Source organism: Sphingomonas sp. HF-S4, from assembly GCF_032911445.1.
In the GTDB taxonomy this organism is placed as follows: Bacteria; Pseudomonadota; Alphaproteobacteria; order Sphingomonadales; family Sphingomonadaceae; genus Sphingomonas; species Sphingomonas agrestis.
In genome coordinates this window covers 198,027-217,623 of sequence record NZ_JAWJEJ010000001.1, presented here as the reverse complement: position 1 = coordinate 217,623, position 19,597 = coordinate 198,027, and the positions used below count along the sequence as shown (strand labels likewise).

14 protein-coding genes are annotated in these 19,597 nt (G+C 67.4%); 3 read left to right on the top strand and 11 right to left on the bottom strand.

The features are described 5' to 3' along the window. Position 1 precedes the first annotated feature (1 nt). The 3 genes from RZN05_RS01070 to RZN05_RS01060 form a co-directional block, all read right to left on the bottom strand. Positions 2 to 208, bottom strand: coding sequence for a ParD-like family protein (locus RZN05_RS01070; protein ID WP_317224778.1), 207 nt, complete (start codon positions 206 to 208; stop codon positions 2 to 4). 120 nt (positions 209 to 328) lie between these two features. Next, positions 329 to 1,327: a transferrin-binding protein-like solute binding protein gene (locus tag RZN05_RS01065; protein ID WP_317224777.1), complete on the bottom strand. Its 999-nt coding sequence runs from the start codon at positions 1,325 to 1,327 to the stop codon at positions 329 to 331. Between the two features lie 75 nt (positions 1,328 to 1,402). Continuing rightward, positions 1,403 to 2,290: an oxygenase MpaB family protein gene (locus tag RZN05_RS01060; RefSeq protein WP_317224776.1), complete on the bottom strand. Its 888-nt coding sequence runs from the start codon at positions 2,288 to 2,290 to the stop codon at positions 1,403 to 1,405. Between the two features lie 105 nt (positions 2,291 to 2,395). Between RZN05_RS01060 and ychF the strand changes: the two genes are divergently transcribed. After that, positions 2,396 to 3,496, top strand: coding sequence for a redox-regulated ATPase YchF (gene ychF, locus RZN05_RS01055; protein ID WP_317224775.1), 1,101 nt, complete (start codon positions 2,396 to 2,398; stop codon positions 3,494 to 3,496). A 339-nt stretch (positions 3,497 to 3,835) separates the two neighbouring features. Then, positions 3,836 to 5,884, top strand: a complete 2,049-nt coding sequence (locus tag RZN05_RS01050) for an ATP-binding protein (protein WP_317224774.1) — start codon at positions 3,836 to 3,838, stop codon at positions 5,882 to 5,884. A 58-nt stretch (positions 5,885 to 5,942) separates the two neighbouring features. On the opposite strand, the gene RZN05_RS01045 is transcribed toward RZN05_RS01050, so the two are convergent. From RZN05_RS01045 to RZN05_RS01015, 7 genes are all read right to left on the bottom strand, one after another. Continuing rightward, on the bottom strand, positions 5,943 to 7,100 hold the full coding sequence (locus tag RZN05_RS01045) for a dipeptidase (RefSeq protein ID WP_317224773.1): 1,158 nt from the start codon (positions 7,098 to 7,100) through the stop codon (positions 5,943 to 5,945). Positions 7,101 to 7,264: 164 nt separating this feature from the next. Then, the gene (locus RZN05_RS01040; protein ID WP_317224772.1) at positions 7,265 to 8,830 is read right to left on the bottom strand and encodes a serine hydrolase; all 1,566 of its coding nucleotides are present in this window, start codon (positions 8,828 to 8,830) and stop codon (positions 7,265 to 7,267) included. Then, positions 8,827 to 9,945, bottom strand: a complete 1,119-nt coding sequence (locus RZN05_RS01035; protein ID WP_317224771.1) for a YkvI family membrane protein — start codon at positions 9,943 to 9,945, stop codon at positions 8,827 to 8,829. The genes RZN05_RS01040 and RZN05_RS01035 overlap by 4 nt, the downstream gene beginning before the upstream one ends. After that, the gene (locus tag RZN05_RS01030) at positions 9,942 to 10,982 is read right to left on the bottom strand and encodes a DUF1611 domain-containing protein (protein WP_317224770.1); all 1,041 of its coding nucleotides are present in this window, start codon (positions 10,980 to 10,982) and stop codon (positions 9,942 to 9,944) included. The genes RZN05_RS01035 and RZN05_RS01030 overlap by 4 nt, the downstream gene beginning before the upstream one ends. Before the next feature lie 13 nt (positions 10,983 to 10,995). Further along, entirely contained in the window at positions 10,996 to 13,203 is a 2,208-nt protein-coding gene (locus RZN05_RS01025) for a TonB-dependent receptor (protein ID WP_317224769.1), read from the bottom strand. A 190-nt stretch (positions 13,204 to 13,393) separates the two neighbouring features. Continuing rightward, positions 13,394 to 14,410 carry a dipeptide epimerase gene (locus RZN05_RS01020; RefSeq protein WP_317224768.1) on the bottom strand — a complete coding sequence of 339 codons (1,017 nt, stop codon included), beginning with the start codon at positions 14,408 to 14,410 and terminating at the stop codon, positions 13,394 to 13,396. 4 nt (positions 14,411 to 14,414) lie between these two features. Continuing rightward, entirely contained in the window at positions 14,415 to 16,388 is a 1,974-nt protein-coding gene (locus tag RZN05_RS01015) for a serine hydrolase domain-containing protein (protein ID WP_317224767.1), read from the bottom strand. Positions 16,389 to 16,539: 151 nt separating this feature from the next. Here RZN05_RS01015 and RZN05_RS01010 point away from each other — a divergent pair, with 151 nt between their 5' ends. Beyond that, on the top strand, positions 16,540 to 17,169 hold the full coding sequence (locus RZN05_RS01010; RefSeq protein WP_317224766.1) for a helix-turn-helix domain-containing protein: 630 nt from the start codon (positions 16,540 to 16,542) through the stop codon (positions 17,167 to 17,169). Between the two features lie 28 nt (positions 17,170 to 17,197). Here the strand turns inward: RZN05_RS01010 and RZN05_RS01005 are convergent, their stop codons facing one another. After that, on the bottom strand, positions 17,198 to 19,558 hold the full coding sequence (locus tag RZN05_RS01005) for a penicillin acylase family protein (protein ID WP_317224765.1): 2,361 nt from the start codon (positions 19,556 to 19,558) through the stop codon (positions 17,198 to 17,200). Between the last annotated feature and the right edge of the window lie 39 nt (positions 19,559 to 19,597).

Below are 19,597 nucleotides of genomic sequence, written 5' to 3'. Positions count from 1 at the left end.
GTCAGGCGGCCATCGCCCCGCTCTCGCACGCCTGCGCGGCATCGAGCTGCATCCGGACGATCGCGTTGAACGACAGCGTCGGGTTGGCTTCGGCGAGCATGCCGATCTTCATCCAGAACTCGGCCTGGGCATTGATCGAGCGGCACATGACCGTGCTGGCCCGGCGCGCCTCCTCGTGAAGCGCGTCTTCGATTTTTACGATGCCCATGAGAATCCCGAATACAGCATGAATATACGAACCATATACGATCCGTATATTAGCTTCAACACCCGCGCACGGAAAAGGGGCCCCGGTTTCCCGGAGCCCCTTCCCTGTCTTTTGCGACGCTTACTTCTTGCCGACGATCACGCCGATCAGGTTCTGGCTGTCGCCGCCGTTGGTGCCGGTCCCGGCGAAGGCGATGCCGATTTCCTTGCCCTGCGAGCCGAAGAAGCCGCCGGTGAGCGTACCCGTCAGCGTGCTGCCCGCAGCGAAGCTGCCGGTGAACTGGTTCTGCCCCGAAAGGATGCTGCCCTGCAGGGTATAGCTGCCATAGGCGATGGTTGCGCCGCCGCCCTCGGGCGTGCGGTTGAGCGTGAGTGTCGCGGTGACCTGCCCGGTCGAGAAGTTGACCGAGGTGGTGACGGTGCCACCGATGCGCCACAGCGTGGTGGCGCCGGCATTGGTGCTCACCAGGCGGCCGACGACGCTGGTCGTATACGCCTGGGTGCCCGTCTTGGGCATGTCGGCGAGCGTGGTCTGATAGCCGAACACCGTGTTCGTGATCCGCTTGGCGCCGGTAGTCGAATCGCCGCGCCACCAATTGGCGTAGCTGACATTGGTCAGCTGAAGCGCGAGGTTATTGGTACGAGTCGTGTCCGAGATCGTGTTGTTGAGGAACTCGAGCTGCGAGAACTTGCCCGCGGTCGCGGTGTCGGTGGTGCGGAACACGAACTCGGTGACGCCCGGCGCCGGCGCCACGGTGACGTTGGCGTTGACGAAGCGCGATTCCTCGCTGTTCTCGTTGATGACATAGGTCGCGGTGGCGATCGCATTGCTGGTCGCCAGGCGCACGCGGGTCGACAGGCCGATCTCGGTGCCGACCGCGCCGAGCGTTACCGGGCCCGCCGCCGGATCGCCAGTGTAGCTGGCCGAGGCGTTGATCGTGCCGAACTCGGCGGCCGCCCCAAGCGGGAACGCCGCGTAGGTCGGCGACGCGGTTGGCGTCGGGGTGACCGATCCGGTGGGAGTCGGGGTTGGCGAAGGACTGGGATCGTCGCTGCCGCTGCAGCTCGCCAGCGCCAGCGTCGCCGCGGCGGCGCTCATGATCATGTGACGGCGAATCATTCCCTGCTCCTTGAAATACGCGTGCCTGAAAAGGCTCGGTGCCCCTGTACCTCAGGTGAACGGGGGCGCGTCAAGTTATGACGTAGCCAACGCTCCGGACCCGTAAGACCCGCGATCCGCCACCCGCGCTTCGGCCTGCCGCGCCGGGCTGGACGGCAACTCGAAGCGCACCGCGCCCCGGGCGAGCAGCTTGAGCAGCATCCGCTCGGTGGGGCGCAGCGTTTGTCCCGCCAGCCCGAGCTGGCGGCGCATCTCGGGAGGCAGCAGGTCGATCGCGGCGCGAACGCCGAGCTTCTGCACCGGGCGCAGCGCCCGCGGCAGGATGTCGGCGGTGCGCAGGATCGCGATCAGCTCCTCGATCACCGGCGAAGGTTCGAGCTGCGGCCGCATCCGCATCATCAGCGCGTCCATCGCAGCCTCGCTCGCCGGCGGCGCATCGACGCCGTACAGCGCCGCGCCCGGCCGCGCCTCGGCGTAGAAGCGGTCGCGCTCGGCCTGGGTCAGCGGCTCGGCATAACGATGATAGGCTTGGAGGAACGCCCAGCTCGCCGTCGCCTGGACCCACAGCAGCAGCTCGGGATCGCTGGCGACATAGGCGCGGCCGTCGCCGGTCTCCCCCTGCACCTGGGCGTGCATCCGGTTGACGCGGGCGGCAAGCGCCTCGAACTGGCTGCGCGCGCCATAGACGGTAACCATCGCCGCCGCGCCCGTGCGCCGCATCCGATGGGCCGGATCGCGCTTGAAGCTGCTATGATCCCACACGCCGTGGCGCACGCGCGGCTCGCCCAGCTCGAGCAGCACCGCGGCGATCCCGCCGACATACATCGTCACCGGATTGCGGAACACGCGCCAAGAGACCGAATCGGGCGGCAGCAACGCCGGCTCGCCCGCGGGCTGGCGAAAATCGGTGCCGTCGAGCCCCATCAGGCGCGTGGCCGCGGAATCGAGATGCTTCACTATCATGCAAGCTCAACGCGCCGCCTCACCACGTTGCTCCACGGCGGCTTTGCGCCTATCGAGCGCGCAACCTGGCCCGACGGGCCCTTCAGACACAGGATCGAGCTTCCCATGGGTTTCCGCTGCGGCATCGTCGGGCTTCCGAACGTCGGCAAGTCCACGCTCTTCAACGCGCTGACCGAGACCGCGGCGGCGCAGGCAGCCAACTATCCCTTCTGCACGATCGAGCCCAATGTCGGCAACGTCGCGGTCCCCGATCCGCGGCTAGACAAGCTGCAGGAGATCGCCGGCTCGGCGAAGAAGATCGAGACCCAGCTCGGCTTCGTCGACATCGCCGGGCTGGTGCGCGGCGCGAGCAAGGGCGAAGGCCTGGGCAACCAGTTCCTCGGCAACATCCGCGAAGTGGATGCGATCGTCCACGTCCTGCGCTGCTTCGAGAATGACGACATTCAGCATGTCGACAACAAGGTCGATCCGATCGCCGACGCGGAGACCGTCGAGACCGAGCTGATGCTCGCCGATCTCGAAAGCCTCGAGAAGCGCGTCCCCGCCGCCGCCAAGAAGGCGACGCAGGGCGACAAGGAGGCGAAGGTGATCGCCTCGGTACTCGGCCAGGCGCTCGACCTGCTCCGCGACGGCAAGCCCGCGCGGCTGACCGAGCCCAAGGACGCCGAGGAAGCGCGCGCCTTCGCCCAGGCGCAGCTGCTCACCGGCAAGCCCGTGCTCTATGTGTGCAACGTCAACGAGGAAGACGCCGCCAACGGCAACGAACTCTCCGCCAAGGTGTTCGCCAAGGCCAAGGCCGAGGGCGCCGAGGCCGTGGTCGTCTCCGCGGCGATCGAGGCCGATATCGCGACGATGCCGCACGAGGATCGCGGCGAGTTCCTCGCCGAGCTGGGGCTCGAAGAGACCGGCCTCGCCCGCGTGATCCGCGCCGGCTACAGCCTGCTCAATTTGCTCACCTTCTTCACCGTCGGTCCCAAGGAAGCGCGCGCCTGGACGACGCATGTCGGCGCCAAGGCGCCGCAGGCCGCGGGCGAGATCCACACCGATTTCGAGCGCGGCTTCATCCGCGCCGAGACGATCGCCTTCGACGATTATGTCCAGTTCAAGGGCGAGAGCGGCGCGCGCGACAACGGCAAGCTGCGCTCCGAAGGCAAGGAATATGTCGTCCAGGACGGCGACGTGATGCTGTTCCGCTTCAACGTCTGAGTCGCGCCGCGACGCGCCCAGACGGCGCGTCGCGGGTCTTTCGGCGCAAAGCCGTCGCGCGCCCCTTCAACCTGAATTATTGCCCGCAGCCGCGATGATGTTAACAACGCGGTCTATAATACTATTCCGGCGCGATTTTCAGATTTTCGCTCGCAAACCGAGCAGTCCGGCCGGAACGAAGATGTCCTCCGCACATTGGTTTTCCCCGGACAAGTCCTTAGTTAACAATGCTTGAATTCGGTCCCTAACGGCCTTGTCCCCAATATTTGCCGGGCTGATCATCGTGTGAAGCTTATCGATTTCCTTCAGCCAGCACGTCGCGATCCCTTGCGGCAATCTGTGCAACTGCCTCCGCGCTGGCTGACGCTTCTCCTCCCTGCGGCTGCAATATTGGCGTGCGTCGCGATCTGGATCGTCGCGGTACATGTCGCGCAGCTGCATCGCGCCACGCAGATCGCGGCAGCGACGCGCGAGAACAGCAATCGCGTGATAGCCTATGCGCGCTTCGTCGGCGGGATGCTCGACAGCGCCGACGCCGCGGCGGTGCATCTGGCGCGAGAGCATCGCGACCTCGCCCCTTCCCGCTCCCCCGCACCGCCGCAGCCGCTCACCGATTCCGCCGCGATCGACCCGCTGTTCACCGCGGTCGAAGTCGCCGACGCCGAGGGGCGCGTGCGCTGGTCGAGCGAAGACGGCCTCGAGACGCGCAGCCTGGCGGGCGATCGTGCCTTCGCCCTGCTGCGGAGCCGAAACGCCCGCGAGCCGGTGATCCTCGCGCCGGGCAGCGACGCGCAGGTGACCTTCGCGCGCGCCATCCGCGGCGCCGATGGCGGCTTTCGCGGCGCGGTGGTGCTGCGCATCCCGGTGGAGCGGCTGACCGCTTTCTATCGTGGCGCCGATTTCCGCCCGCTCGACCTGATCTCGGTGATCGGGCTCGACGGCGTCACGCTCGCCCGGCGCGAAGGCGACCGGGTCAGCGCGGGCCAGAACCTCGCCGGCAAGCTGGTGATGCAGCGCCAGGCGGCCGAGCCCTATGGCACCTATATGGGGCCGAGCGCGCTCGACGGGATTGAGCGGATCTTCAGCCAGCGCCGGCTGCCGCGCTACCATTTGTTCGTCAGCGTCGGGATCGGCGCCGACGACGTGCTGGCCCCCTCGCGCGCCCGCGCCCGCACCTTCTACCTCACCGTCGCCGCGCTGACGCTGGCGCTGCTCGGCGGCACGCTCGCTTTCTGGCTGGGGCTGCGCCGCCGCGAGACGATCATCCGCAGCCTCGCCGCCTCGAACCGCCGGCTGTTCGAGGCGCAGTCGATCGCCAAGATGGGCGACTGGGAATACGATCTCACCACCGGCCGGTTCGTCTGCTCCGAAGAGATCTGCCGGATGCACGGCCGCGATCCCGCGAAGAACGTGATGACCGCCGACGAGGTCTTTTCCTATCACGACGCCGAGGGCGCCGAGACGATCCGCCAGACGCTACGGCGCGCGGTCGCCTCGAAACAGCCCCAGCAATGCGAGGTGGTAGCGACGATGGGCGACGGCCGCGTCGCGCACCTGCGGCTGCGGATGTCGCCGGTGGTCGAGCCCGACGGGAGCGTGCGCACCGTGCTGGGCACCCAGCAGGACATCACCACCGAAAAGCGCCACGAGGAGCTTCGCGCCGAAGTCGCGCACATCACCCGCGTCGAGGCAGTCAACGTGATGGCCGCGACGATCGCGCACGAGCTGTCGCAGCCGCTCACCGCGGCGAACAATTACCTCAGCACCGCGATCTACCTTGCCAAGCAGGGCAAGCAGTCGATGGTCGACGAAGAACAGCTGGCAGTGCTGCTCAGCCAGGCGAGCCGGCAGATCGGGCTGAGTGGCAAGATCATCTCGCGCGCCCGCGACCTCGTCGCCGACCGGCGGAGCGGCGAGATCGCGTCGCTGGACGACATCGTCGAAGAGGCGATCGCGCTGAGCAAGGTCGCCGATCCCGCGGTCGCGCGCGCCGCAATCAGTGCGCGGCTCGATCCCGATACCGGCCATGTCGCCGCCGACAAGGTCCAGATCCAGCAGGTGCTGCTCAACCTGATCCGCAACGCCGCGCAGGCAGTCGCCGATATCGAGCGGCCGCAGGTGCTGGTGTCGAGCCACCGCGAGCCGGGCGGGATGGTGATGGTCAGCGTCGCCGACAATGGCGAGGGGCTGCCCGATCGCGTGGGCGACATCTTCGCGCCGTTCAGCACCGCCAAGCGCAATGGCCTGGGCATCGGGCTGTCGATCTGCCGGACGATCGTCGACTCCTATGGCGGCCGCATCTGGAGCGGCACCAGTCCGCTGGGCGGCGCCGCGATCTGCTTCACCCTCCCGCTCGACGAGATCGCCCTGCTCTACGACGTCGCCTGATCGACTCCCCTCCCTGCTTGCAGGGAGGGGAAAAGCCAACGTCAACCCGTTTCGGGCCTCAGCGCGCGGGGTCTTGCGCCGCTTCGACGATGCGGAGGATGTTGCCGCCCCACATCTTGGCCAGGTCCTCGTCCGAATAGCCCGCCGCGCGCAGCCGCTCGGTAACCTTGGGCAGCGCCGAGATGTCCTCGATCCCCGGCAGCCCGCCGCCGCCGTCCCAATCCGCGCCAAAGCAGACATGGTCGACGCCCGCGACTTCGATCACGTGGAGCACCATCGCCATGTAGCGCTCGAAATCGGCCGCCCAGAGCGGCTCGGTCGTGTCGAGCGCACGCCACTTGCGGGCGAGGTCGGCCTGCTCGGCAGGCGAGAGCGTGTCCATATGCTCGTACTTGCCGAACAGTTCGGCGCGCTCGGGGCCCATCTTCATGTTCGACAGGAAGATCGTGCTGACGCAGATCGCCCCGCCCTTCGCGGCGAGCTTGCGGATGCGGCCGTCGTCGAGGTTGCGCGGATGGTCGAACGCCCAGCGCCCGCTCGAATGCGAGAGCAGCAGCGGGGTTTTCGACAATTCGAGCATCTGGTCGAAGGCGGCGTCGGACGCGTGGCTCGGGTCGATCACCATTCCCAGGCGGTTCATCTCTGCGACCCATTTGCGGCCGAGGGGCGAGAGGCCGTTCCACTTGGGCTGGTCGCCCGAACTGTCGGCGAACTGGTTGTTGGCGCCGTGGACCGGACCGGCCAGCCGCACGCCGCGACCGTGGAATTCCTGGAGCAGCGAGAGATCCTCGCCGAGCGGGTAGCTGTTCTCCATGCTCTTGAACGCGATGCGCAGCCCGGCGCGGTCGATCCTGCGCGCGTCGTCGGCGGTCATCGCGAAGTCGATGCGGCTCGGGTATTTGGAGAGGGTGCGGTCGATCAGGTCGGAACGCGCGCGCGCAAAGGCGAGCGCGTCGGCATAGCCTTTCGCCGTCAGCGGCCCCTGATCGGTGTAGATCGCGAAGAACCCGCCATCGAGCGCGCCGGCGTCCATCCGCTCGAGATCGACTTGGACGAGGTCGGTCGCCGGATCGTGGTGCCCGGCAAAGTCCCAGCCGGGCCGCGCGAAGTGGAGCGGCGTATCGAGATGCGTGTCGAGCACGAGGAAGTCGCGATGCGCTTTGCGGGGCGGTTCGGACGTGGTGGCGCAGCCGGCAAGGAGCAGGGCGAGCCCCATTATTCCCCTCCCTGAAAGGGAGGGGTTAGGGGTGGGTTTAGCGTCGGACGAGGCTCGATGCCTCGGCCGGTGCTTCGAGCCGGGTGAAGAGTCTAGTGGGCGCGCAGACGCGCGCACCCACCCCCGGCCCCTCCCTTTCAGGGAGGGGAGCAGATCCAGCGCGCTCACTTCTTCGTCTCCACCGGCCGCAGGTCGAGGTCGTGATAGTCGTAGCTGAAGTCGGCGATCGGGCTCTCGGCCTTCATCGTCACGCGCGAGACCTTGCCCTCGGCATCGAGCGCGAAGGTGACATAGGCCGGCTCGATCGCCTTGTCGTCGAAGCGGGTGACGAAGGTGTCGTACTGCCAATGGACGAGCTTGCCGGCCATGCGCGGGGTGGTCTTGAAGTCGATGCGCAGGCCGTCGGCGGCGCCGGTCACCGCGACATCGCCGTACCAGGGATCGCGATAGGTGCCGGCATAGCGCTCGAGCGAAAGCGACGGGCCGACCTTGGCGGGCGCGGCCTTGACGCTGGCCAGCGCAGCCTTCCCGCCGGCGATGCGCTGCGCCATGAAATCGCCGAAGCGCTTCGGCCAGTCCTGGTCGGGAAGGCCGAGATAGTGATCGACCAGCAGGTGCGCGACGCCGCGGAGCAATGCGACGTCTTCCGAATTGACCACCACCGCGATGCCGACATCCTGATCGGGGAGCAGGATGACATGGGTGATCGATCCGAAGACCCCGCCGCCATGCGAGATGATCCGTGCGCCCTTGTAATCCTCGACTTCCCAGCCGAGGCCATAGCTGCTGAACTTGGGGGTGAGCGACGCGAGCCCGCCGGGATAGGGCGTGATCGGCTGGATCGTCACGCCCTTCCACATCTCGGCCGCCTGCGCCTCGCTGAACAGCCGCCCGCCGCCTGGCAGCGCGCCATGCCCGAGCTGGATCTTGAGCCACTGCGCGAGATCGTTGGCACTGAGCGCGAGCCCGCCCGCGGGCATCGCCGCACGGCCGAGCTCCTCGCGCTCGTCGAGCACAGAATTGGGCCCGTCGCCGCGCACCACGCCGCCGATCCGCGCGTGCGGGAAGGCGCGGTCGCGCGTCGCCCAGCGCGCTTCATAGGTCGCTGTGGCGGTCTTCATGCCGCCGCGGCCGAGCACTTCGCGCGCCATGAACTCTTCCCAGGTCTTGCCCGAGACTTCCTCGATCAGCTGGCCGGCGACCATGTAGAGGATGTTGTCGTAGGCGTAGTTCGACCGGAAGCTCGTCGCCGGCTTGAGGTGGGCGACGCGCTTGACCGTCTCCTTGCGCGACAGGCTGCCCCGGGGCACGAACAGCAGATCCCCGGCCCCCAGTCCAAGCCCGCTGCGATGGACGAGCAGGTCGCGGACCGTAATCTCGCGCGTCACCCAGGGATCGTACATGCGGAACCACGGCATGTGGTCGATCACCTTGTCGTCCCAGGCGATCTTGCCCTGGTCAACGAGGATCGCGAGCGCCGCGGCCGTGAACGCCTTGCCGGTCGATCCGGTCTGGAAGATCGTGTCGGCATCGACCTTCGCCGCCTCGCCGAGCTTCCGGACGCCCCAGCCCTGCGACAGCGTGGTCTTGCCATGCTCGACGATCGCGACGGCGATCCCCGGCGCGCCGGTCGATTTCCGCAGCGCCTCGACCTTGGCGGCGAGCCCCGCGGGCGGATCGGCCAGTGCCGGAGTAGCGAGCAGCAGCAGCGGCAGCGCGAGCAGTCTCATGCGGCGATCTCCTTGTTGGTCCGGCGGCGAAGCAGACGGGTCAGCCCGATCGTGAGCAGCGGGAGCACGAACACGGCGAGGAACAGATAGGCGAGCAGGCGATAGCCGCTGGCGATCAGCGCGATCAGCCCGACGCGCTCGGCGACGAACATGCACACCAGCAGCAACCCGCCCGCGATGAGCGCGCGCGATCGGGCGCCCAGCTCGGCGCCGCGGCGGCGCATCACGCCGGCGACGCGCTCGTTGATCGCATGCACCGCCCCTGCCCCGCTCTCGAGCAAGGCCGCGAAGATCATCAGCTGGAACAGCCAGTGGAACACCGGCGCGTTCAACTGCCGCAGCAGGAAGTCGGAGGGCAACGTCTCCGCCCCGATGCCGGGGTAGAAAGCAATCATGCACACGAAGAACAGGATCGCCGGCGCCATCGCCAGCGGCCCGGCGATCAGCCCGGCGACCACGGCGTCGCGCGTGCCGGTCAGGTGCCGCAGCACCGGCAGGACCACCACCGCGCCGATGATGTTGTAGCTGGCATAGGTCAGCCCGCCCGAAGCCCAGCCGTCCCACGGCGCCGGGGTCGCGAAGCCCGCGGCGATGCGGTCGCCGAAGCTCAGCAGGCTGAGCACCAGGAACAGCGCATAGACGCCGTAGAGCAGGAACGAGACGTATTTGAACACGCCCTCCACCACGGCATTGCCCAGCGACACCGTGCCGAGGATTCCCCCGGCAAGCAGCAGCGCGCCGACGAAGCTCGGCCAGCCGAACATGGCGTTGCCGATCGCCCCCGCGCTCGCCCCGAACACCGCGAGGATCAGCACGACGAACAGGATGTACGCGATCTCGAACGCGATCCATGCCGGCCCGAGCAGGTCGGCGAAGAACGCGCGGTAATCGAGCGCGCCTGCCATCCTCGCATAGGCGAAGGTCGTCGCGGCGATCACGCTCCACAGCGCCATCGCCAGGAACATCCCCGCGAGCCCGCCCCACGGACCCGAGGGCAGGAAATATTCGGCAAGCTCGCGACCGGTGGCATAGCCGCCACCGATGATCACCGCCTTCATCGCGAACCCCGGCAGCAGGAAGCGCTGGAACCAGCTCGATCCCGCCGCCACACTCATGCGAGGCAGCTATCGACCAGAGCGTCGAACGCCGGCCCGCCGCGCACCGGATCGGCGACCGGAAGCCCGAGCCGCGCGCTTTCGCGCTGCATCACGTCTTGGGCTTCTGCATCGTCCAGAGCCGAGGTGTTGAAGCTTACCCCGCCACAGCGGATCCCCGGATTGGTCCGCCGGCCCAGCGCGGTGGTAAGATCGATGATCTCTTCGATAGTCGCGACCTGATAGCCCGCAGTGCCGAGCATGTCGGTGCGTCCCGGCTCGTGGCACACCACGAACACGTCGGGCTGGCTGCCGTGGAGCAGCCCAAGCGATACGGCGGCATAGGCCGGGTGCGCGAGCGAGCCCTGCCCTTCGATCACGTCCCAATGCGCAGGGTCAGCATCGGGCGACACCATCTCCGCCGCGCCCGCCTCGAAATCGGAGACTACCGCGTCCATCGGCATTCCGCCGCCGGCGATCATGATCCCGGTCTGCCCGGTAGCGCGGAAATCGCTGGCAAGGCCGCGCGCCGCAAAAGCTTTCGCAAGCGCCAGGGCGGTGTATTTCTTGCCCAGCGCGCAATCGGTGCCGACAGTGAGCAACCGCTTGCCGCTCCGCTTGCGCCCGGTGGCTACCGGTATGTTGGCCGGCGGCACGCGAATGTCGATCAGCCGTCGCCCGCGTCGCGCCGCCGCCTCGCACAGTTCGGGGATATCGGACAGCCGCGTGTGCATCCCCGCGACGAGGTCGAGCCCCGCCTCGAGCGCCTCGACCAGCGACGCGCGCCAGCTCTGCGGGATCACTCCACCCGAATTGGCGACACCGATCACCAGCGCGCGAGCGCCCGCGGCATAAGCCTCCGCTGGCGTCATCGGGGGTAGCCCGGTGGTAACCTGCGCACCGGCCAGCGCCAGTTCGCCGACGCACTTCTCGGGCGCCCAATCGCGCAGGCCCAGCGCGGTCTTGGCGAAGCCCCGCTCGACGGTGTCGCCGAGGAACAGCAGATAGGGCTGCGGCAGCGTAAGCGTGTCGGCGGTTAGGCCGAAGGGGGCGTTCATGATGCTTTCCCGCTCAGAAGGAGAGATCGAAAGCAAGGCCGATCGTGCGCGGCTGGAGCGGCGTGATCTGCAGGAAGCTGGGTTCGTTGAGCCCGTTGGTCAGCGTCGAGCGCGACAGTTCGCCATCGTCGTCGAGCAGGTTGCGCGCATAGGCCCGCAGCTTCCAATGCTCGCCGATGTTGAGCGATGCGTTGAGATCGACCGCAGTGTAGGCCGTCGCGCGCGCGGTCAGCGGATCGCTCTCGACCAGCGACAACCGGCTGCTCGCATGCCGCACGCCCATGCCGAAATCGGCCGAGAGGTCGCCACCCAGCTCGGCATGGTAATCGAGCCGTGCCGAGCCGCTGAACTTGGGCACACCGGGAAGCTGGTCGCCATCGGCGCCGCTGATCTCGGGCACGTCCTCGCTCAATTTGGCGTCGGTGTACGAGCCGTTCAGTGCCAGCGTCAGCCCTCGCGCGGGGCGGAAGGCGATCGTCCCCTCGACGCCCTGGCTTCGCGCCGCCCCGCCATTTGCCTGGCCGGAGATGCCGCCGAAGCTGCGCGTCACCTGAATGTCCTTCCAATCCATGTAGAAGGCGGCGACATCGATCGTCACGGCACGCCCGGCCAGGTCCGCCTTGAAGCCAACTTCATAATTGGTCAGCGAGTCCGAATCGACGCTCGGCGGCACGTTGGGAACGATCACGTTCGGCCCGCCTGGGCGATAGCCGGTGGCGACGCGGCCATAGAGCATCGCATCGTCGCTCACATGGAATTGCGGGCTGACGCTCCAGGTGAACACGTCCTCCTGCGATTCGCCGGGATCGTTGGCCGAGGGCACGATCGCGCCTTCGCTGATCTGGCGGAAGGTCTGCTCGTTGCGCGCCCAGCGCATGCCGCCGGTGATCTCGAACCGCTCGCCCAGGCGAAGCGTCGCGTTGCCGAACACGGCATATTCCTTGTACGTCGCGGGCAGCGCGATCGTCGCCAGCGGATCGAGCGCCGGAATGGCATTGCCCGCCATGTCGTACGAGCGGACAACCTGCGAGTTCGAGCTCTTCTCGTCGGTGAAGAAACCGCCGACCAGCCATTCGAACGCTCCACCGCTCGCCGAAGCCAGGCGGACTTCCTGAGTCCATTTCTTGAGGCCCAGCTTGATCTCGAACGGCGTCAGCCCCGGCGCGATCGCCCCGCCGGTGAGCAGCGGGAACAGCACGCCGAACGAATAGGTCGCGTCCTGGAGCTGGGTGGCATGCGTGGTGCTGTGCGTGGTGGTCGAGGTCAGCGACACGCCGCCAAAATCATAATCGAGCGTCGCCGCATAATATTGCAGCTCGTTCTTGAAGCTTTCGGGAACGTAGTTGTTGAACGACTTGCCGTCGCCGAGCCGCTTGCCGGTCAAATCCGCAGCGTAGATGCCGTTGCCGTCGGAATCGATGTCCTGATAAATCGCAGTCAGCCGCGCGCTGAACCGGTCGCTCGCCTGCCACAGCAACGCGACGCGCCCGCCGATCTGCTCATAATCATTCTGGTCGTCGAGGCTCGCATTGTTGACGCTGCCCACGAAGCCGGGCGTCTTCCGCCAAGCGAAGCTGCCAGTGACGCCAAGCTTGCCCTGAACGAGCGGCGCATTGAACATCGTCTGTCCGGCCCAGCCGAGATCGCCTGCTCCATTGATCCCGAAGCCCTCGACGCCGCCTTTGACGCTGAAGGTTGAGGTGCTTGGCGTGACCGTGACATATTTCAGCAGTCCGCCGATCGAGCTGGCGCCATAGAGCGTGCCCTGAGGACCGCGCAGCACTTCGACGCGCTCGATGTCATAGGGCAGCAAGTCGAGCGAGAATTGCCCGCCACGATTGTAGATCGCGCTCGATCCCACCGGCGCGTCATCGAGATAGATGCCGACGGTCTGGCTGGCAGTCAGCGGCGCGACGCCGCGCAAGGTGATCGTGGTCTGTCCCGGCGTGCCGGTGGTGGTCACCTGGAGCCCGGGCACATAGCCGGCATAATCGGTGAGCGACGCCGCACCCTGCTCCTGCATCGCCTCGCCGCTGACCACGCTGATCGAGACGGGTACGTCCTGCAGGTTCTGCTCGCGCTTCTGCGCGGTGACGACGATCTCGTCGTCGCTGCGCGCAGCCGGCGCTTCCTGCGCCTGCGCAGCGGAAGCGACAATCAGCGCGCCGGCGGCAGTCGAAAGCGCCAGCATCGCGCGGACGGGCAAAGCGAACCGGTTCATCTTCATCTCCCCATGACTCCCTGAAAACCGTCACCCCTGCAGGCGATCGATTGCCGCCCGACGTGGCGGCCCTGTCGGCGTCCGAATGCTTGCGTCGGATCGCACTTTGCTGCGGCTCGTTATGCCTCACCGCTAATTTCTAATCAGGATGCTATTATCCTGATTAGAGAAGTGTCAACCGATATTGCAACTATGTGGCTGTCGCGAGCGACTGGTGCCCCCAAACCGTGTCGGGGCAATGGATATATCCGTCCGCATACTCGATACCCGGCCTGCGATCGGCAGCGAGGAAGGTCGGCCCGTCGAGGTCGACGACATCGCATAGCTGGCCGAGCAGGTACGCCGGCGCCATCGCCAGGCTGGAACCCACCATGTTGCCGACCATGACGTCGAGGCCGAGCCGTCGCGCGCCCTGCGCGATCGCCACCGCCTCGGTGAGCCCGCCGCTTTTGTCGAGCTTGATGTTGACCGTGTCGAAACGACCGACCAGCACGTCGAGATCGGCCAGCGTCAGCGCGCTCTCGTCGGCGGCGATCGGGATCGGCGAGCTGAACCCGTCGAGATCGTGTTCCCGCCCCCGCGCAAGTGGTTGTTCGAGCAGCGCGACCTTGCATTCGACCAGCACGGCGATGAGCGCGTCGAGCTCGGCGAGTTGGAAGCCCTGATTGGCATCGACGCCGATCCAGCAATCGCCCCGCGCCGCGCGCACGGCGCGGACCCGGGCGATGTCGAGATCTAGATCGCCGGTGAGCTTGAGCTTGAGCGCGCGCGCATCGCGATACGCCAATGCCCCTTCCGCCATCACGCCGGGATCGTCGGCGCCCAGCGTGAATGTAGTGAGCAGCGGCTTGGGCTCGGGCAGCCCGGCAAGCTTCCACACCGGCACGCCCGCGCGCTTGGCGTCGAGCTCCCACAGCGCGCAGTCCGCCGCGTTGCGGGCGCCGCCCGCGGGCAGCTCGCGCTGGAGATCGGCGCGGGTCATGCCCTGCGCCAGCCCCTCGCGGACGGTATCGAGCGCGGCGGTCATCGCCGCCTCGTCGTCGCCCAGATAATAGACTCCGCTCGCCTCGCCGCGCCCGGTGTGGAGGCCGTCGCTCAGCGTGACGACCACCACCGCGGACTCGGTGAAGACGTGTCCGGAGATCTGGAACGGCTTCGCGAAGGGAAGCCGTTCCACGCTCACATCGACCGACAGACGCTGCACCATCGTCTTAGAACTCGGTGCCGAGGCTGATCAGCCTGTAGACCAGGGCGGTCCACAGGATGAAGAAGCTGGCGAGCACGAGCAGCACGCTCCACAGCTTGGCGAACCAGCCGCTCTTGCGCGTCCAGGCGAGCCAGGCGTTCCAGATCGACAGCCCGAACATCCCGACGAATGCGAGCGTGCCGACCACCTGGACCAGCAGGATCAGCCCGTCGGTCGAACCATGGCTCTCGAAATCCTCGAGCCCGGTGACGATCATCACCCAGCCGACCAGCGCAGCGAGCACCAGCCAGGCGAAGCCGCGGACGACGCGATAGGTGCGCCGTGCTTCGCCTTCGAGCAGGAACGGCGCACCATAGCGGCGGCGCGCGACCCAGCCGACCGGCCAGGACAGCGCCGTGAGCAGCACCACGCCGATCCCGAACAGCAAGGCGGGCATCAGCCACGCCGCATCGAGCGCGCCCGGCGTGCGATACCAGATCATGAAGGGAGAGACTTCGCCGAAGCTCCACCGCACGACCTTGCCGTCGACCACCTGCGCGGCGAGCCGCTCATGGCCATAGGCGTCCTGCCAGACGAATGGCTCGACTTCGATCAGCTTCCGGGGGGCGCCGCCGGCGCTGGTCAGCGCGGGGATCACCGGACGGCCCTCGGCGTCGAGGGTGATGCTGGTGTCGCCGATCAGCCCGATGACCTTGGCGAAGCTCGAATCGATCCGGCGGCTGTTGGTCCAGGTGCCGACGAGCAGCTTGGCATGCTCCTTGGCAGTGGCCAGCTCGACCGGCGGCTTCTTGCTGGGATCGGGCAGATAGCGGTCGGAGAATTCCTCGAACAGCCGTCCGCGCAGGACGCGCGCGACGCCGTCCTTCCCGTTGCTGTTCATCGAGATGTAGACCCCGACATTGTCCTCGGGGAAGATCCACAGGTCGCTATGGAAATAGACCGTGTCGCCGCCATGGGCGATCGCGCGGTGGCCGTTGATCTTCTGTTCGTAGAAGCCGAGCGCCATCGTGTTGAGCGCCGGGATCGCGGTCTGCTGCGCGGTGTGCATCTGCGCGGCGGTCGCCGGGCTGAGCAGCGGGCCGCCCTTGTTGAGGTGCGCGATCATGAACTTGGCCATGTCGCCGCCGCTGATCGCCGAGGAGCCCGCCGGCGCCATGCCGATCTCTTCGTATTTCTTGGCCTCGCCCGAGCCGAGCTCATAGCCCTGCGACATGAACGGCTTGAGCCTGGCCGGCAGCGGCTGGCGGAAGGTGGCGTATTGCATGCCGAGCCGGCCGAAGATGTTGCGCTCGACATAGTCGTCGAACGGCGTGCCCGAGACGCGCTCGACGATATAGCCGGCCAGCGCGGTCGCGTAGTTCGAATAGGCCGGGGTGGTGCCCGGCGCGTAGATCCGCTCGGGGATGCGATGCTTGACCACCTCGCCCAGCGGCGCGACCGGCTTGTCGAAGCTCAGCAGCCCCTTGATGATCTCCTCGAAGCCGGCGGTGTGCGTCATGATCTGGCGCAGCGTGATCGGCTTGCCGTCATAGGGCGGTATCTTGAAGTCGAGATACTGGTTGATGTCGGCGTCGAGGTTGAGCTTGCCCGCCTCGACCTGCTGCATCACTGCGGTCCAGGTATAGAGCTTGGACACCGAGCCCGGGCGGAACAAGGTAGTGGCCGGATCGACCTGCTTGCGCTTGGCGACGTCGGCATAGCCGAAGCCGCGCTGGGTGAGCACTTGGCCGTCCTTGACCACCACCACCACGGCACCGGCAACGTCGCCGCGCGCGAGCGCATAGGGCATGAAGCCGTCGAGCCAGGCATCGGCATCGGTCTTGGTGAGCGACGCCGTCCCCGCCGGGCTTGCCGGCACGGCCGCCGCCGCGGTCTGCGGCGTGGGCGTCAGCGGCGCGGGGGCCTGGGTAAAGGCCGGCACACCGATAGCGAGCCCCAGCAATCCTGCCGCGAGCACCGAAAGCGAACGTTTCCACATCGCGCTGTTTTCCCTCTTTCCTGCGCGTCCGCCCCGGCCATCTCGATTGCGCCGGTTTGCGTCTGCGGCTAGGCTATATCCCGAATGAACCAGTTACGCCTGATTGGGACATAATGATCCTGTTCGGAAAAATGTCAAACCGGGGATATCCATGGCGACGCGGCTGAAGCCCGAACACCCGACGCTGGGTGCGCTGCTGCGCCAATTGCGCGCGCGGAACAGCTGGACGCTCAAGGAGATGAGCGTGCGCAGCGGCATCCCGGTGTCGACGTTGTCCAAGGTCGAGCACGACCGGCTCACCCTGACCTATGACAAGCTCCTCCAGCTCAGCCAGCGGCTCAACATCCGCATGTCCGAACTGTTCGCCGAGAACGATTCGCCCGCCGAGGCGCCGGTCACTGCCCGCCGCAGCATCGGCGATCTCGATCGCGCGGTGCGGGTGAACACCGCCAATTACGATTATTATTACCTCTGCACCGAGTTGCGCCGGAAGCGGATGATCCCTGTGCTCACCCGCGTTCGCGCCAAATCGGCCGAGGAGTTCGGCGAACTCGTCCACCATTCGGGCGAGGAGTTCATCTACGTCGTCAGCGGCAGCATCACCGTCCACACCGAATTCTACGATCCGGTGACGCTGGAAGCCGGCGAATCGATCTACATCGATTCGAACATGGGCCACGGCTACGTCACCGGCGAAGGCTGCGACGAGGCGGTGATCCTGGGGGTGTGCTCAAGCGCCGAGGACGGGCTGATGGATTCGCTGATGAACCTGCACGGGTAGCCCTCCCCTCCCTTTCAGGGAGGGGAATTTAGCGCTTCGGCACCAGCCGCGTCCGCCCCGCCGCCCGCGCATCCACCGCCGCCTTGCTGAACAGCATCGGCTGCATCGCCCCGGCGATCCACGGCGCATACTGGTCGCGGTGGTGCGGCGAGCGCGGGTCGTTCGACTGGCCGGGCAAATTGAGCATCAACGAATTGTCCCAAGCGCCGACGTCGATCACCTGGAGGTAGCTCGCTCCACCCCCGGTCCGCCAGCCGGGGCCGCTGCCCAGCCAGCGCGCCATCACCGTGTAGGAATCGCCGCCCGAACCCGCGCCTTCGATCGGCGGGAACGCCCTGGCGATCGCCGGGATGCGCGACAGCGGGTGCTGGATGCGAACCTGATGGAGCTTGTCCCAGCGCCACTGCGCCGGATCGCTCCCCATCAGCTCGCGCGCCGACGCCCAGGCCGCAGCGAGCGCCGCATCGAGCATCGCATCACGCGCCACCACCGGGTCCGCGCCCAGCCGCGCATCGGGTTTCGCCAGCAGACCGAGCAGCACCGACGGCGCGATATCGCGCACCAGATGTGCCGCGCGCGCCGGCACGATCGCCGCGAGCATCCGCTTGCCGAGCTCGCGCCACAGGATCTCGAACAACGCCGCCGCCCCGCTCGCGCCGTCGATCCGCGAATCCCAGCCGCGCAGCATGTCCCCGGCGGGCGAGGGCCGCGCCGGCAATAGCGCTACCAGCTGCCGCGCCGGCTCCGAGAACGTATCGTGGTGCAGCTTCACGCTGTCGTCGAGGCTGTGCCGCTCCTGCTTCGACAGCACGTCGACGATCCGCTCGTAGCGATAGGGATCGCGGAACGAGAAGGCCGGGATACGATCGCGCGGCCAGTCGGCAGGCAAATTGTTCTGGTTGGCCGAGGCGAACCAGCCCTTGGCCGGGTTGTATTCACTGGGCAGCGCGGTGAAGTTGCGCATCCCGGTCCAATCGTACCGCCCGTCGCCGGGCACCGGCAGCAGCCCCTCGCCTTTCCGGCGCACCGGCGCGAAGCCGATCACCTGCCAGCCGGTATTGCCGTCGACATCGGCATAATGGAAATTGGTCGGCGAAGGATGCAGCGGGAAGGCCTTCTTCAAACTCTTCCAGTCCTGCGCCAGGTTGATCGCGATCATCGCGAACGCGCCGTGCCCGCCCGGCTGCATCCCGATCGACGCCACCGCAGTCGCGCGCCGCTTCGCCGGGTCGTGCGACACCAGCGGTCCCTGCACCGAATACCGCAGGGTCGTGACGTACGGCGCGCCGCCCTTGACCGGGATCGCCACCTCGACTTTCCGCAACGCCTTCCACGCCCCCTCGTGCCGATACCGCTCGGGATCCTCGGGATGCAGTTCGAGCACGAACAGATCGAGCTGGTCGATATGGAAGTTGGTCCGCCCGAACGCGAAGCGATCGGTGTGCCCCTGCATGATCCCCGGCAGCCCCGGCGAGCCGCCGCCGATCACGTCGAGCCCCGGCGCGCTGAGATGCGCGACGTGCCGCGGGCCGAAGCTGCCGATGCCGAGATGCGGATCGTTGGCAAGGATCGGGCGGCCCGTGGCGCTGCGCGACGGCGCGATCGTCCAGGCGTTGCTCCCGGCATTGGCGCGCGCCTCCGGCCCCGCCGCGGGATCGGCGACCGGCGTGTCGGCGCTGAACGGCAGCGCGCCCAGTTGCAACATCCCCAGATCGTCCTCGGACACCGCCGAAGCATCGAGCCCCTCGGGCACCGTCATCTTCCAGCTCGGCCGCAGCGGCGCGATGATCGCATCGAGATCGAGCAGCCCCAAAGCGGCGAGTTGCGCGCGGCGCACCTCGTCATCGGCATTGTCGATTCCGGCGCCCCGCGCGATCACCAGGTCGCGCAGCGCCCAGCGCAGCGGCGCCACGCCGAGAATGCCGTATTCGAGCGGCAGCAGCGCGGGGTCCGCGAGCACTTCGTCGATCCGCGCATTGATCCCCGCGACATAGGCGCGCGCGCAGGCGAGCACCTGCGCCGGCACTGCGCGCAGCTCTGCCTCGACATCGCCGCGATAGTGGAACAGCCGCGCCGTCGCATCGTGCTCGGCGAAATCGGCGCCGAACACCTCGGCCAGCCGCCCCATCTCGCGCCGGTGCGACAAGTCGATCTGGAACAGCCGGTCGCGCGCGACGACATAGCCCTGGCCGAAGAACGCATCGGGGATGGAGCCGGCGCGGATGTGCGGCACGCCGTACGCGTCGTCGACGATCTCGATCGGCGCATCGAGCCCGGCCACCCTGCTTTGCCGCGCCGCGCCGCCACCCGATTGCAGCCGCGCCGCCGCGGCGGGGGCGAGCGCCAGCGTCGCCACCGAGCCGAGCAGGAAGGAACGGCGGTCGAACATAGGGCAGGCTTCCTGGCTGTTACGGCTCCGCAGAGGCTA